The sequence below is a fragment of the Streptomyces sp. NPDC002935 genome (assembly GCF_040611295.1).
GTDB lineage: Bacteria > Actinomycetota > Actinomycetes > Streptomycetales > Streptomycetaceae > Streptomyces.
Window position 1 is genome coordinate 232,754 of sequence record NZ_JBEXNW010000010.1, and the last position, 15,147, is coordinate 247,900.

Here is a 15,147-nt window from a genome sequence, read left to right on the forward strand (position 1 = left end):
CACCATGAGCGCCGACACCGCCGCCGCACCGCTGGCCGCTCTCGCGGCGGACCGCGTCGACCACCGCTTCAAGGGCCTCCCCCCGGACGCGAACGGCCTGACCGTCGGCGAGTTGGCCGCCCAGCGCCGCAACCTCTTCACGGACGGCTTCACCACCCCCGTCCTCGTCCTCTCCGCCGAGCGCCTGACGCACAACCTCGAACTCATGGAGACGTACGCCGGCCGGCACAACCTCGCGTTCGCCCCGCACGGCAAGACGTCCATGGCCCCGCGGCTGTTCTGGCGGCAGATCGAGCACGGCGCCTGGGGCATCACCCTCGCGGTGCCCCACCAGGTGCGCGTGGCCCGGGAGTTCGGCATCGACCGGATCTTCCTCGCGAACGAACTCGTCGACGCTGCGGCCCTGCGATGGATCGCCGCCGAGCTCGCCGCGGACCCGGACTTCCGGTTCGTCTGTTACGTCGACTCGGTGCGCGGTGTGGAGCTGATGGACGCCGCGCTGCGCGGGAGCGCCCGCCGGGTCGACGTCGTCGTCGAACTCGCCGCCGGTGAGAGTGCCCGTACCGGCGTGCGGACGGAGACGGAGTGCGCGGCGGTCGCGGACGCGGTGGCGGCGACGGCGACGCTCCGGCTGGCCGGGGTCGCGGGCTACGAGGGCGAGGTCCCGGACGCGAACCCCGAGCGGGTGCACGCCTGGCTGCGGCGGCTGACCGCGCTCGCGGCGGAGTTCGACGGTGCCGGGCGCTTCAAGGGCCTCGACGAGATCGTCGTCAGCGCGGGGGGCAGCGCCTGGTTCGACGCGGTCGCCGACGTCTTCGCGGAGATCCCGGAACTCTCCCTCCCCGTACTGAAGTTGCTGCGTTCGGGCGCGTACGTCTCGCACGACGACGGCCACTACCGCAAGCTGACCCCCTTCGCCCGCGTCCCGGAGGAGGGCGCCCTGCACCCGGCGTTCCGCCTCTGGTCGCAGGTCGTCTCCCGGCCCTCCCCCGAGCAGGCCTTCACCAACGCGGGCAAGCGGGACGCGGCCCACGACCTCGACCTGCCCTTCGCCCAGGTGGTGCGCCGGAGCGGCGAGGAGCGCCCCGCGACGGGCATCGAGGTCAGCGGGCTCTCCGACCAGCACGCGTGGCTGCGTACGACGCCCGAGGCTGATCTGGAGGTGGGCGACTGGGTCGGCATGGGCCTGTCCCACCCGTGCACGTCCTTCGACAAGTGGCAGCTGATCCCGCTGGTCGAGGCGGACGGCACGGTCGTCGACTACATCCGCACGTTCTTCTAGAAGCGGGAGACGCCCCATGGATCACGCCGATCTCGTCATCCAGGACGTGGACGTCGCCGACGGCAGCGGCGCCCCCACCTACCGCGCCGACGTGGCCGTCAAGGGCGGCCGGATCGTCGCGATCGTCAAGGAGGCCGCGGCGGCCGGCTGCCAGCGGCCGCGCGGCACCCGCGAGGTGGACGCCGAGGGGCTCGTCCTGTCCCCCGGCTTCATCGATATGCACGCGCACAGCGACCTCGCGCTGCTGCGGGACCCGGACCACAGCGCGAAGGCCGCCCAGGGCGTGACGCTCGAAGTCATCGGCCAGGACGGTCTGTCGTACGCCCCGGTCGACGACCGTACGCTCGCCGAGGTCCGCCGGACGATCACCGGCTGGAACGGCCACGGCGACGACATCGACTTCAGCTGGCGCTCGGTGGGCGAGTACCTGGACCGTCTCGACCACGGCTTCGACGGCGCGGGCATCGCGGTGAACGCCGCCTATCTCGTCCCCCAGGGCACCGTCCGCATGCTCGCCGTCGGCTGGGAGGACCGCGGGGCGACCCCCCAGGAGCTGGACCGGATGCGGCAGTTGGTGGCGGACGGGCTGCGGGAGGGCGCGGTCGGCATGTCCTCAGGGCTGACGTACACCCCGGGGATGTACGCGAAGGACGCCGAACTCACCGCCCTGTGCCGGGTGGTGGCGGATCACGGCGGCTACTACTGCCCGCACCACCGCTCCTACGGGGCGGGTGCCCTGGAGGCGTACGAGGAGATGGTGACTCTCGCCCGCGAGGCGGACTGCCCGCTCCATCTCGCCCACGCCACCATGAACTTCGGCGTGAACGAGGGCAGGGCGCCGGATCTCCTCGCCCTGCTGGACAAGGCGCTGGCGCGGGGCGCGGACATCACCCTCGACACCTATCCGTACACCCCGGGGTGCACCACCCTCGTGGCGATGCTGCCGAGCTGGGCGGGCGAGGGCGGCCCGGAGGCGGTTCTCGCCCGGCTGCGGGACGACGCGACCGCCGAACGCGTGCGGCACCACTTGGAGGTCGTGGGCGCGGACGGCTGCCACGGTGTCCCCATCGACTGGGACACGATCGAGATCTCGGGGGTGAGCGACCCGGGGCTCGGGCCGTACGTCGGCCGGACCGTCCGGGAATCCGCCGACCTGCGCGGCGAGGCCCCCTGGACCACCGCCCGCCGGCTGCTGGTCGAGGACCGGCTCGGCCCGACGATCCTGCAGCACGTCGGCCACGAGGAGAACGTCCGGACGATCATGCGGCACCCCGTGCACACCGGCGGCTCGGACGGCATCCTGCGCGGCGACAAGCCGCATCCGCGCGCCTACGGCACGTTCCCGCACTATCTCGGCCGGTACGTAAGGGAGTTGGGGGTCCTCTCGCTGGAGGAGTGCGTCGCCCATCTCACCGGCCGCCCGGCAGCCCGGCTGCGCTTGCCCGACCGCGGTCTTGTCCGCGAGGGGTACCGCGCCGACCTGGTCCTCTTCGACCCGGCGACGGTCGCGGCGGGTTCGACCTTCGCGGCGCCGCGCACCCTGCCGACCGGCATCCCGCACGTCCTGATCGACGGCCGTTTCGTCGTCGAGGACGGGCGCAGGACGGACGTGCTGGCGGGACGGGCGGTCCGCCGCACGGCGTGACCGCCCGCCCCTCCCGCCGTACTACGGCTTGGGCAGGACGCACCCGCTCGCGCTCAGATTGAGTTGGTTGCCGGTCGTGAAGCAGGCCGGGATCTGGTAGGTCTCCTCGGCGTAGTTGATGCCCTGGCGGACGGTGACGTTGCCGCTCGCGTCGACCTCGCAGGGGTTGTTCACCGTGCAGCGCTCGCCGTCCTCGTTGCCGGTGTTGTTGACGGCGACGACCTTGCCGGTGGACTGGTCGATGACGGGCGAGCCCGAGGTGCCGCCGATGGTGTTGCAGGCGGAGGTGTAGCGGACCGAGTCCTTCCAGGTCCAGTCGCCCTCCTTGAGGCGGTACGCGAACCCGTCGATGCTGCAGTTGTAGAGACGCTTCCAGTAGCCGGAGGCCACCGTGATGGCGGTGCCGGCGGTCGGGTGCGTGTTCTGCACGGTCAGCGCGGTGATGCCGTACGAGTTCTTGATGGTCGTGTAGGTGCTGGTGAGCTGGTAGATCGTGATGTCCGTGTCGGTCATCGTCGAGTACGCGACCTTGCTTGCGCGCAGGGTCGCGACCTTGGTGCCCGCCGAGTTGAGCAGACTGAAGGTCCGGCTGGACGCCTGGCCGACGATCACCTCACCGGGGTCCGGGAAGCCGGTCTCCAGGCAGTGGCCGTTGGAGAGCACGAGCGCCGGGTCGGTGTCCGCCGAGTTGGGGAAGCGGATGACCGAGCCGGAGCAGTTGCTGAGCGCCACGGTCCCGGCCAGGCTGACGGCCTGGAGCGTGGGCGCCGCCGCCCTGGTGTCGGCCGGGGCGGCCGTGGCCGACAGGTGCGTGGGGGCGGACTCGGGCGCCGGTGCGGCGACCGCGGGTGCCGCGCCCGCCCCGGATATCACCAGGGCGAAGAGAGCGGCGACGAGAGGCTTTCTCATGTGGGGGTCCCCTCTTGCGACGTGGGGCGACCGAAGGTCATCCGGTCACCTTCTGTTGACCGGAGGTCTTCCGGCCATCTGTTTGTCATGTGCATTGTGAGGGGGGAGGGGAAAGTGAACAAGGAGCCGTTTCCGGCCTAGGGCGTGTCCGCAAAGTCCCGTCGTCCGCCCGGAGGGCGGGCCCTGCGGCGTCTGGTGCGTGCTCTCGGTGTGCCGGGCGCAGGCCCTCGTACTGGACGTACTTGGGCCTTCGCCCGGTGCGGCGAGAGTGCGTGCCAGGCGACGCGGGGCAGGCGGGACTTTGCGGACATGCCCTAGAGGGCGGCTTGTTCGTACGCCTCCTCGGCGTAGCGGAAGAGCAGCGCGCCGCTCGTGGCGACCTGCGCGCCGAGCGCCCGGGCACGGGCTTCGCGGTTCGGGGTGGTGCGGCTGGTGAAGAAGACGGCGGGCCCCTGATACCGCTCGCTCTCCCGCCAGCCGCGCAGATCGGTGAGTCCGGCCTCCCGGTCCAGTCCGCGCTGCACATCGGAGATGAGCAGGTCGATCCGGGTGACGCCGAGGACGTGCTCGGCGCGGTCCCGGTCCGTGGCCACCCAGACGCGGGCGCCCTGCGCCTCCAGCAGCTCGACGAACTGGGTGTTGCGCTCGGGATGGTCGTCGATCCAGAGCACCTGCATCCCGGCGTACGGCGGGCGGGCGCTGCCGGACGGCACGGAGGGACCGGGATCCGGCACCCCGTCCGGGCGAGCCGCCGCGAGCAGGGGCGCGCCCTGCTGCAACTGCCCCACCAGGTCGTCCACCTCGGGCAGTGCCATCAGTTCCTCGATGAGCCGGACGAAATTCTGGTCGAGCGCCAACTCCGGGAATCCGGTGGGCAGATACTCCTCCAGCCGGGCGAGCAGCGTGCTCCGGTCCTCGGGCCGGTCCGGCTCCGGCGCGACCAGGTCGTACGCGAGCAGGCAGTCCACCGCGACCGGCCAGGCCCCCTCCGCGGGCTGGGCGAACGGCCGGCTCAGCACCCGTCGGGCCGCGCGGTAGCGGAGGAACTCACGGGCCGCGTGCACATCGGCGCCGTCGCGGGCGAGCAGCACCCGGTAGAAGTCGGGGTACAGCTGCTGGAGCAGCAGGACACGGATCACCGCCTCCGCGCTGAACGACTCCCAGACGGGGTTGAGCGCGCACTCGAGGCCGAAGCCGTTGATGAGCCGCTTGATCCGGCGCGGGTTGCGGGCGGAGCGGTGGGCGATCAGCTCGACGAGGTGGTCGCCGAGCAGGTCCTGGATCCCGGAGCGCCCGGCGCACTCGTCGACGTAGGCGCGGACGTCGGCCACCGCCGGGACGGGCACCCGGTAGCTCGTCTGGAAGATCTTCTCCATGAAGGCCGATCCGGCCGGCGACAGATCGCGCAGCAGCCCGCTGGGCCCCAGCGCCGACCGGTCGCACCCGATCACGAAGGCGAGCCCCGGCACGTCCAGGTACACCTTCACCGCCTCGCACACCGCGAGCACGGTCTCCTCGGAGCAGCGGTCGAGGTCGTCGACGAAGACGACGAGCAGGCGCCTGGTGTCGTACGGCGCGGACGCGGCCCACTCCGCCGTCAGCTCGCGCAGCGCGTCCCGCATGGCGTTGCGGGACCGGGCGTCGACGGAGAGGTCCCGCCAGAGCCGGTCGACGAGGGCCGCGATCCCGAGTGGCCCGGCCACCAGCGCCAGCGCCGCCCGGAACACACCGATGAGCGCCCGCTGCTCCGACACCCGGTGCAGCGCCCGCCGCAGCACCCGCCGGTCGAACCGCATCAGGACGGACTTGATCAGGCCTTCCAGCGCGTCGGCGCCCGTCGAGGTCCAGGCGTTGTACCAGACGGTGTGGACGCCCTCCCTGGTCCGCAGCTCCGCGTCCACGAGCCGCATCAGGCTGCTCTTGCCCATCCCCCACCCGGCGTCCACCGCGAGGGTGAGCGGGGTCGCGGCGCGTGAGTCGTGGAGCAGCCTGGCGAGCTCCCGGGCGGCCCGGCCGGCGCCCAGCAGATCGTCACCCGGTCCGGACACCGGCTCGTCGTTCAGCAGCGAGAATTCCATGCCCTGCCTCCCCCTAGCGGCCAGGCCAACCTACTGGGATTGGCCGCTACTTGGGCCAGCTGCCGCCTCGCCCGTGCCCGTGCCCGCGGCCGCCCGTCGCCGAGGCGGTGGGAGTGGGGGCCGCGGAGGTCGTGGGCGCGGTGGAGGCGGAGGGCGCGGGGGCCTTGGAAGCGCCCGCGGTCGTGGTCGCACTCGGGGAGGCGTCGCCCGCGGACGCGGCAGCGGTCGACGCCGACGTGGTGGCCGACGGCTGCGCGGACGAGGCCCCGGTGGATCCCTCGTCCGGCTCCGCGGGTCCCGTGGCCAGGCGCACGGGCCCGTTCGTCCTCAGGGGCGTGCCGCCCGGTCCGTCGGCGGCCCCCGAGTCGAAGGCCCCCGCGACGACGACGCCGAGGACGACGACACCCGCCGCGCCCCCGGCCACGGCCAGCCGCCGGGTCAGCCGGGCACGCCGGCGGCGCAGCAGCCGCTCGTGCCGCCCCGCGGGGTCGGCGGACACGGCGTTCAGGACGGCGGTGTCGCCACCGTCCGTGTAAGCCTTCCGCCAGCCGTGCGCCTCGGCCGGATCGGTGTACGTCTCATAGGCCGGAGGTGTCTCCCCATCGCTCTGCGGGAGGTACACCTTCGGCCGGGCTTCGGGATCTCCGGACTGCCAGGACATGATCGCGCATTGTAGGGACCACCAGGCCTTACGGCGTAGCGAGTGTACAAAGAGACCCGATCCGCCACGTCTCACGTGGTGAATAACACGCCCCGGTGTGCGTTACGCGGCCGTAAGCTCACGGACATGCAGGTGATCCAGTCCACGAAGCTCGCCAACGTCTGCTACGAGATCCGGGGTCCGGTTCTTGAGGAGGCGATGCGGCTCGAAGCAGCCGGTCACCGCATCCTCAAGCTCAACACGGGCAACCCGGCAGCTTTCGGGTTCGAGTGTCCGCCCGAGATCCTCGAGGACATCCTCCGCAACGTCTCCTCGGCGCACGGCTACGGCGACGCCAAGGGCCTGCTCGCCGCCCGCCGCGCGGTCGTGATGCACAACCAGACCCTCGGCATCGAGACGGACGTCGAGCACGTCTTCATCGGCAACGGCGTCTCCGAGCTCATCGTGATGGCGATGCAGGGACTGCTGGACGACGGCGACGAGGTCCTCGTACCGGCCCCGGACTACCCCCTGTGGACCGCGGCGGTCTCGCTGTCCGGCGGCACGGCCGTGCACTACCGCTGCGACGAGCAGTCGGACTGGATGCCGGACCTCGCGGACGTGGAGCGGAAGGTCACCGACCGCACCAAGGCGATCGTCATCATCAACCCGAACAACCCGACCGGCGCGGTGTACGACGAGGCCATGATCCAGGGGCTCACGGACATCGCCCGGCGCCACAACCTGATGGTCTGCTCCGACGAGATCTACGACAAGATCCTCTACGACGGCGTCACGCACACCGCGACCGCCAAGATCGCCCCGGATCTGCTCACCCTCACCTTCAACGGCATGTCGAAGGCGTACCGGGTGGCGGGCTACCGCGTCGGATGGATGTCGGTCTCGGGTCCGCGCGCGCACGCGGCCTCCTACATCGAGGGACTGACGATCCTCGCGAACATGCGGCTGTGCGCGAACATGCCGGGGCAGCACGGAGTGGTGGCGGCGCTCAGCGGGCGGCAGACGATCGACGACCTGGTCCTGCCGGGCGGGCGCCTGAAGGAGCAGCGGGACGTCGCGCACGAGCTGCTGACGCAGATCCCCGGCGTGACCTGCGTGAAGCCGAAGGGGGCGCTGTACCTCTTCCCGCGCCTCGACCCGAAGGTCTTCAAGATCAAGGACGACCGGCAGATGGTGCTCGACCTGCTGCGCCGCGAGAAGATCATGGTCGTGCAGGGCACGGGGTTCAACTGGCCCGAAGCGGACCACTTCCGGGTGGTCACCCTGCCGACGGTCGCGGACCTGACGGACGCGGTGACCCGGATCGGCACGTTCCTGGACGGCTACGGCCAGCCGTGACGCCGGCGGCGCGCTCACCGTGTGTACGCGCCGTGTCCCATTCCGCGAACCGGCTCAACTTTAGACGAAATCCAAGCTAGGATGGCTTCCTGTCAGGCACAGGAGGCCATCCCATGTACGAACCGATCCGCACGAAGTCGGTCCACACGATGGCCGGCGCCCCTTCCTCCGACTTCCCCCACCGGTCGCGCGAGGAGGAGCTGGACATCCAGCTCGCCGGTCACCTCGCGGCACTGCTCGCCGTGACGGACGAGATCCGCGCACTCGCGCCCTCCGCGGACCTGGACGCCGGCTCCGAGCGGCTCGCCGAGCAGGTGACCCGGCTGCGCGGCGGCTCCGCGCCGGTCCGTGCCCCGGCGATCCCGGCCGCCCCGGCTCCCCGCACGACGCACCTGGTGGCGCTTCACCGGCGCGCCCACGCCCTCGCGGGCCGCGCCCTCGTCGTGGCGGCCTCACGCGCCGACACGGCCGCGGCGATCCTCTCGGCCGAGCGCATGGACGCGCACGCCCTGGCCGTCGAACCCCGCGAGCTGGCCACCCGCTGAGCCCCGGGCTCCCCGAGCCCGAGGCCCCTCGTACGGCCCCGGTCCGCGCGCTCCGATGCGACGCGCGGACCGGGTGCCACACACGCCGCGTACGCCCGCCACGCCGCTCCACGCCCCCGCGTAGCGGCGGTCACCCCTCCGGTTGCGTACCGGGACCCGGTGGTCACCTCGTGTTCACCCCCCGAGACGGGGAACGTTGGATTCCGAGGTGCACGCTCCAGGCGTGAGACGCATCGCAGGAATCGTCCTGGCGATCCTGTTGATCGGCGGAGTGGCAGCAGCCGTCGTCGCAGGCCGCAATGATCAGGACAAGGGCACGGCAACGAAGACCGTGCGAGGAGTGATCGGTTCGGAGAAGGCGGAGTTCTTCGCCGATCCCGACGTGGTGAAGGCCCTCGCTGCCAAGGGCTACACCGTGAAGACGGAGACCTCGGGGTCCTGGGCCATGGAGGGCCTCGACCTCAAGGGGTACGACTTCGCCTTCCCTTCCAGCCAGGCACCGGCCGACGAGCTCGCGGACAAGTACCACGTCCGAAAGCCGCTGCCCCGGCCCTTCTACTCGCCCCTCGTCGTGGTGGCCCACCACAGCGCGGCCCAGATCCTCGCCGGCAACGGGCTTGCCACCCTCGGCAAGAACACCGGCACGCTGAAGATGGCCGCCTATCTGGACGCGGCCCGGCACGAGCGGACCTGGCAACAGCTCAAGGGCGCGAAGGCGCACGGTGAACTGACCGGCACGCTGTACATCGCCACCACCGACCCGGAGACCTCCAACTCCGGCGCCCTCTATCTGGCCGCCGCGTCCTATGTCGCCGACGGCGGGCGCGTCGCCGCCGACAGCGCCGCCGTCGACCGCACGGCGCCCCTGATGCACCGCCTCATCAGCGTCCAGGGCGCCCAGCAGCCCAGCAGCGAGGCCGAGTTCGGCGACTTCATCAGCGGCGTCGGCAATCCGCTCGTCCTCGTCTACGAGTCGCAGGTCGCCGCGCTGCTCGCCGAGGGCCAGGACACCGGCGACCTCACGGTCCTCTACCCGGACACCACCGCCATCAGCGACCACACGGTCGTCCCGCTCACGCCCGAGGGCCGCGCGCTGGGTGAACTCCTCAGCAACGACCCGACGTTGCGCAAGCTCGCCGTCCGGTACGGGTTCCGGCCGCAGGGCGCCACCGCCGAGTTCACGGCGGCGACCGCGGCCCACGCCACATATCTCAACCAGAAGATGACCGGCCTCCGGCAAGCGCCCGTGCCCGCCTCCAAGGTGCTGCACGAGATGGCGCGCCGGGCCGGGAACTAGGGGGAAGAGCAAGTGACCACTGACGACACATTCACCCTCACGCCGCCCGAGGCCGTTGCCCCCGTGCCCCGTGAGAAGGCCGGCGGGCTCGTCCCCGTCGACCCGGGTGTGCAGGACGAGATGGCGCGACGCGCCGCGGAGTACATCGACGGACTCGCCGTCCTGGACGCCCGCTCACCCGAATTCGCGGGCAAGGTCGGGGAGATCGCGGGTCTGGGGTCGAGCGAGATGCGCGGCGCCGCCGCCCAGTCCAACCGCATGCTGGAGCGCACGATCCGCAGCCTGCCCTCCAAGGGCGAGGACGCCCAGTCGCACGTCGCGGGCTCGCTCGTCGAACTCCGGCGCGTGGTCGAGGACCTGGACCCCCGCGACCTGTCCGCGAGCAAGGGACGCAAGTTCCTGTCCAAGCTGCCGGGCGGCAACAAGCTGCGCGACCACGTCGCCAAGTACGCCTCCGCACAGGGCACGTTGAACAAGATCGTCGGCTCGCTGCGCGGCGGCCAGGACGAACTGCGCCGGGACAACGCGGCGCTGCAGACCGAACGCGTCCGGCTCTGGGAGACGATGGGCAAGCTCCAGGAGTACGTCGTGCTCACCCAGGCCCTGGACACCGCGGTCGAGGACCACATCGCGGGCGTCGACGCCGCCGACCCCACGCAGGCCGACACCCTCCGCTCCGACGTGCTCTTCCCGGTCCGGCAGAAGCAGCAGGACCTGCTCACCCAGCTCGCGGTGTGCGCCCAGGGCTATCTGGCGATGGACGTGGTCCGGCGCAACAACGAGGAACTCATCAAGGGCGTCGACCGCGCGGCCACCACCACGGTCTCCGCCCTGCGCATCTCCGTGATGCTCGCCTCCGCCCTCGACAACCAGCGCAAGGTCGTCGACCAGGTCAACGCCCTGCGCGGCACGACGGAGGACCTCATCCGCGGCAATGCCGAGATGCTCTCCACCCAGAGCGGAGAGATCCAGCGCATCGCCGCCGACCCGGCCGTCGGCGCCGAGACCCTCCGCAACGCCTTCCAGCAGATCTACCGCACCCTCGACGCCATCGACACCTACAAGGTCCGGGCGACCGAGACGATGGCCGCGACCGTGGAGTCCCTCACGTCCGAACTCCAGCACGCCAGTACCTACTTGGAGCGCAGCCGCTCACAGGGCGCCCTGGAAGGCGGGCTCGGATGAGAACGGTCCGACAGGCGGCCTGCGCCGTCCTGGCCCTGCTCGCCGTCACGGCCTGCACGGCCCAGGGAGAGCGGAAGTCCGAAGACGACGCCGCAGCCGAGCCCGGCACCCTCCGCGTCCTCGCCTCCAGTGAACTCAGCGACATGAAGCCGGTGCTGGACCGGATCCGACGGGACACCGGCATCACCGTCAAGCCCACCTACATGGGCACCCTCGCCGCCGTGGACCTGATCGCGCGGGGCACGGCGGACGACCGGTTCGACGCCCTGTGGCTCTCCTCCAACGACTATCTGCATCTACGCCCGGACGCCGCGAAGAAGGTCGTGTCCCAGACGCCGGTCATGTCGAGCCCGGTGGCCATCGGAGTCAAGCCGGCGACGGTGAGCACCCTCGGCTGGAAGCCGGACGACGTCACCTGGTCGCAGGTGGAGAAGGCCGTGGCGGACGGAAAGCTCACGTACGGCATGACCGATCCGGCACGCTCCAACTCCGGTTTCTCCACGCTGATCTCGGTGGCCTCCGGACTGTCCGGGGCCCAGTCGGCGCTCACGGACGCCGACGTGGACAAGGCGACGCCCCAACTGCGGGAGTTCTTCAAGGGGCAGAAGCTGACGTCGGGTTCGTCGGGCTGGCTGGCCACCGCCTACCGGCGCCGCGGCACCGTGGACGCCCTGCTCAACTACGAGTCCGTCCTCAAGGGCGTGAAGGGCCTGACGGTCATCCGCCCGCGCGACGGCGTGGTGACCGCCGACTATCCCCTCTCCTCCCTCTCGGCATCCTCCAAGGACACCCGCGAGACCGTCCGGCGTCTCACCGAGGCACTGCGCGCGCCGGCCGCCCAGAAGCGAATCACCGAACAGACCCATCGCCGCCCGGTCGTCGCCTCCGTGGCCCCGGCAGCCGGACTCGACACCGGACGACGGCGTGAACTCCCCTTCCCGGGAAGCCGGTCCGTCGCCGACCGACTCCTCGACTCCTACGAGAACAAGCTGCGCCGGCCGTCCAGGACCGTATACGTCCTCGACACCTCGGGCTCGATGGACGGCGACCGCCTCGACCGGCTGAAGAAGTCGCTCGGCGATCTGACCGGCGACTTCCGCGACCGCGAGGAAGTGACGCTGATGCCGTTCGGCTCGGACGTCAAGAGCGTCCGCACGCACGTCGTCCGCCCCGAGAACCCGAAGGCCGGGCTCGACGACATCCGTGAGGACACCCGCGCGCTGAGCGCCGACGGCGACACCGCGATCTACACCTCGCTGGAGAAGGCGTACGAGCATCTGGGCGCCGACGACGACACGTTCACCTCGATCGTGCTGATGACGGACGGCGAGAACACCAAGGGCGCGAGCCCCTCCGACTTCGACGACTTCTACGGCCGGCTGGCGGGCGGACAGCGGGAGATTCCCGTCTTCCCCATCCTGTTCGGCGACTCCGACCGCGGCGAACTCCAGCACATCGCCGACCTGACCGGCGGCCGTCTCTTCGACGCCCAGAAGGGCTCGCTCGACGGCGCCTTCGAGGAGATCCGTGGCTACCAGTAGATTCATCGGCTTCCTCGAGTCCCGCAAGAACCTGACCGGCAGCGCGTGCGGGATCGCCGGACTCGCGCTGACCTTCGCCGGGGTGGCGGGCCCGTACTGGCCGGTCGTCGTCGCGGGCCTGTACGGCGCGGGCGCGCTGATCGCCCCGCCGGAGCGCCCGGCCCTTCCGGACTTCCCGGACCCCTCGGCCCAACTCGAGGAACTGCGCGCCGACTTCGGCAAGCTGCGGGAGTACCTGGACGGCGTCGAGCTGCCTCCGGCGGCCGCCGGCCGGCTCACCGAGCTGACCGAGGTCCTCGCCGCCCTGCTCGACCCCGGCTGGGTCGCCGAGGTCCTCGCCCAGGACCCGGAAGGCGTGCACGCCCTCTCGCGGGCCGTACGGCAGGACATCCCCGAGGCGGTCGACACCTTCGTCCGCACCCGGTGGTGGACCCGGCTGACTCCCGGAACCGAACCGCCGGAGCGTCACCTGGAACGTCAACTCGGCCTGCTGCACGAGGAGTCGGAGCGGCTCGCGGCGGCACTGCGGGAGACGGAGGCGCGCCGCCAGGAGTCGCACACACGGTACTTGGAGGACCGCGGACGCTCGCAGTAACCGCGGGCCGCCCGCGGTGACTGCCATCGCTCGTGGTGACCGCCATCGCTCGTGGTGACCGCCATCGCTCTGAGTGCCCGCGGTTCACGCGTTCGCCGCGATCACCACCAGGATCACGACCACCAGGATCAGCAGCGCCACCTTCAGTGCCGCGGGCCACGGCTCGCCCGGGGCGGGCGGCTGCGGCGGCGCGCCCGGCACCGGGACCGCCGCCGGCCCGTTGAACACGTCGTGCCCGGTGAGCGCCGCCCGGGTGCACCAGGGGCACGAGGTCAGATGAGAGCCGAACGCGTGCAGCGGGCGGCCCGGGCAGACCCGTACCAGGGCACGCTCCTTGTCCAGGGCGCGCAGCCATGCCTCCGCCGGGGGCCGGGTGGCGGGGTCGTGCACGCCGGGGCCGAAGGCGGAGCGGGCCAGGGCGAGGAGTTCGGGCGGGAGCACGGAGGGGTCGATGGTGCCGCGCGGGATGACGACCCGCTCGGGGCGCACGACGTACGAGCAGCTCGCGGCGATGTTGTCCTTGACGGTCGACTCGGAGGCACTGTCGTGCGGGACGCCGCCGAAGGGGTGGTTGCCCGCGGTCAGGAGCTGGTAGACGAGGACCGCGAGGGCGAAGTCGTCGGTGGCCCGGGTGGCGGGACCGCCGGCCTGCCGCTCGGGGGACGAGTAGTCGGTGGTGTGCATCAGACAGGGGAAGAGCTCCCCGGTCACCGGGTCGTTGAAGGCGATGGAGTCGCAGTCGAGGAAGGTGACGAAGCCGTTGGCGTCGACGACGACGTTGCTGCTGGAGAAGTCGCCGATGACGAGGTTGTCGTAGTGCATGCGGGCGGTCATGAAGGCGAGGTTCCAGGCGACGCCGAGCAGAAAGCGCCAGTCGGCCCGGTCGGCGAAGAGCTTGAGGCGCTGGGCGCGGGTGAACAGGCCGATCAGCTGGACGTGCTGGGGTTCTCCGAAGCGGCGCATGGCGTAGCCGAGGAACTCGCCCTGCGCGCTGCGGGCGAGGGCGGTCGGCCAGGCCAGTTCGGGCGGCTGTGAGGCGTCGGTGGGGCGGGCCGCGAGCGGGGACATGGTCAGCATCCGCATCAGCCGCCGCTCCTGCTCGGGCCCAGGCGGCTCGCGGTACAGCTTGACGACGATGCCGTCGTCGCCGACGACCGGGAAGACGGCCGCCTGGCCGCCGCCCTTCAGGGGCAGCTCGGCGAGGGTGACCGGCTTGCCGTCCAGGAACACGGTGAGGCCGCTCATGGCCGCGCCTTGAGCACGGCACGCAGCAGGGTCTTGTCGTCGGCGTTGAGGGCGGTGAGCCGGTCGGACCGGAGCAGGGTCGCCAGGCCCTCGTGGGCGCTGTCGGTCACCGGACCGGGCACGTCGAGGGAGCGGAAGACAGCCTCGGCGAACGACGTGTTCGGGGACAGCGCACCGCCTCCGGACCGGTTGAGCGCGGCCTGCGCCAGTCCGTCGGTGGACAGCAGCACCCCGTCGATCCCCTCGTCGGACACACAGTCGGTGTGCACCCAGCGGGCCGCGTCCGGCGAGGTGAGGAACACCGTCTCATTGCTGTACTCGCTGGCCGGCGCCGGCTGCGGCAGAAGATGGAACTGCCGCTCACCGTCCTCCGTACCGGCCCGCAGGACGACGAAGCCGTCGCCCACGCTCAGATGGCCCAGCCAGCCCCGCGCGAGCACGACCACGGTGAGCGTCGTGGCGAAGTCCGCCGCGTCGGCGCCCGTCCGGTCCAGGAACACCTTGCTGACATCGTGGAAGGCGTCCTCCAGCAGTTGGTGCACGGCCGCGCCGGGACGGCGGTCCGCCGCGGTGGCGGCCCTGCGCGCGAAGTGCTCGGCGGCCAGCTCCACCGCGAGCCGCGAGCCCTCCTCGGAGCGCGGCCTGCTGCCCGCGCCGTCCGCGACCGCGAGGACCGCCACGGACGCCGTCACCGTGTAGGCGCAGGCGTCCTGGCAGGGCTGCCCCTGGCGGCGGTGGCGGTAGCCCTCGACGCTCATTCCGTGGATCCGCCACGGCGTCTCCCGCTCGTCGACTCCGGTCATCACTCAGGATTCCCATCCGGTCA

The 15,147-nt window shown here is 71.6% G+C and carries 13 protein-coding genes; 8 read left to right on the forward strand and 5 right to left on the reverse strand.

Annotated features, from left to right (window positions below; genetic code table 11):
* The first annotated feature begins 4 nt into the window (after positions 1-4).
* Both ABZX90_RS16425 and ABZX90_RS16430 read left to right on the forward strand, forming a co-directional pair.
* On the forward strand, positions 5-1,282 hold the full coding sequence (locus tag ABZX90_RS16425; RefSeq protein WP_355205374.1) for an amino acid deaminase: 1,278 nt from the start codon (positions 5-7) through the stop codon (positions 1,280-1,282).
* Positions 1,283-1,298: 16 nt separating this feature from the next.
* The gene (locus ABZX90_RS16430) at positions 1,299-2,927 is read left to right on the forward strand and encodes a D-aminoacylase (protein ID WP_355205377.1); all 1,629 of its coding nucleotides are present in this window, start codon (positions 1,299-1,301) and stop codon (positions 2,925-2,927) included.
* A 21-nt stretch (positions 2,928-2,948) separates the two neighbouring features.
* Here ABZX90_RS16430 and ABZX90_RS16435 read toward each other — a convergent pair whose 3' ends face one another.
* The 3 genes from ABZX90_RS16435 to ABZX90_RS16445 all read right to left on the reverse strand — a co-directional run bounded on the left by ABZX90_RS16435 (position 2,949) and on the right by ABZX90_RS16445 (position 6,575).
* Entirely contained in the window at positions 2,949-3,836 is an 888-nt protein-coding gene (locus ABZX90_RS16435) for a serine protease (RefSeq protein WP_351126075.1), read from the reverse strand.
* Between the two features lie 314 nt (positions 3,837-4,150).
* Positions 4,151-5,914, reverse strand: coding sequence for a P-loop NTPase fold protein (locus ABZX90_RS16440; RefSeq protein WP_355205380.1), 1,764 nt, complete (start codon positions 5,912-5,914; stop codon positions 4,151-4,153).
* A gap of 46 nt (positions 5,915-5,960) precedes the next feature.
* The gene (locus ABZX90_RS16445; protein WP_355205383.1) at positions 5,961-6,575 is read right to left on the reverse strand and encodes a hypothetical protein; all 615 of its coding nucleotides are present in this window, start codon (positions 6,573-6,575) and stop codon (positions 5,961-5,963) included.
* A 126-nt stretch (positions 6,576-6,701) separates the two neighbouring features.
* On the opposite strand from ABZX90_RS16445, the gene ABZX90_RS16450 reads away from it, so the two are divergent.
* The 6 genes from ABZX90_RS16450 (at position 6,702) to ABZX90_RS16475 (ending at position 13,076) form a co-directional block, all read left to right on the forward strand.
* Positions 6,702-7,913, forward strand: coding sequence for a pyridoxal phosphate-dependent aminotransferase (locus ABZX90_RS16450; protein ID WP_351126080.1), 1,212 nt, complete (start codon positions 6,702-6,704; stop codon positions 7,911-7,913).
* A gap of 113 nt (positions 7,914-8,026) precedes the next feature.
* Positions 8,027-8,458 carry a hypothetical protein gene (locus ABZX90_RS16455; RefSeq protein WP_355205385.1) on the forward strand — a complete coding sequence of 144 codons (432 nt, stop codon included), beginning with the start codon at positions 8,027-8,029 and terminating at the stop codon, positions 8,456-8,458.
* A 223-nt stretch (positions 8,459-8,681) separates the two neighbouring features.
* Complete coding sequence (locus ABZX90_RS16460) at positions 8,682-9,755, forward strand: substrate-binding domain-containing protein (protein WP_351126083.1); 1,074 nt, start codon at positions 8,682-8,684, stop codon at positions 9,753-9,755.
* Positions 9,756-9,767: 12 nt separating this feature from the next.
* On the forward strand, positions 9,768-10,940 hold the full coding sequence (locus ABZX90_RS16465) for a toxic anion resistance protein (RefSeq protein ID WP_355205388.1): 1,173 nt from the start codon (positions 9,768-9,770) through the stop codon (positions 10,938-10,940).
* Complete coding sequence (locus tag ABZX90_RS16470) at positions 10,937-12,481, forward strand: VWA domain-containing protein (RefSeq protein ID WP_355205391.1); 1,545 nt, start codon at positions 10,937-10,939, stop codon at positions 12,479-12,481. Before ABZX90_RS16465 ends, ABZX90_RS16470 begins: the two co-directional genes overlap by 4 nt.
* Positions 12,468-13,076 carry a hypothetical protein gene (locus tag ABZX90_RS16475; RefSeq protein WP_355205394.1) on the forward strand — a complete coding sequence of 203 codons (609 nt, stop codon included), beginning with the start codon at positions 12,468-12,470 and terminating at the stop codon, positions 13,074-13,076. The genes ABZX90_RS16470 and ABZX90_RS16475 overlap by 14 nt, the downstream gene beginning before the upstream one ends.
* An 84-nt stretch (positions 13,077-13,160) precedes the next feature.
* On the opposite strand, the gene ABZX90_RS16480 is transcribed toward ABZX90_RS16475, so the two are convergent.
* On the reverse strand, positions 13,161-14,321 hold the full coding sequence (locus tag ABZX90_RS16480; RefSeq protein WP_351126090.1) for a hypothetical protein: 1,161 nt from the start codon (positions 14,319-14,321) through the stop codon (positions 13,161-13,163).
* Positions 14,318-15,124, reverse strand: a complete 807-nt coding sequence (locus ABZX90_RS16485) for a PP2C family serine/threonine-protein phosphatase (protein WP_351126092.1) — start codon at positions 15,122-15,124, stop codon at positions 14,318-14,320. The genes ABZX90_RS16480 and ABZX90_RS16485 overlap by 4 nt, the downstream gene beginning before the upstream one ends.
* Positions 15,125-15,147 lie beyond the last annotated feature (23 nt).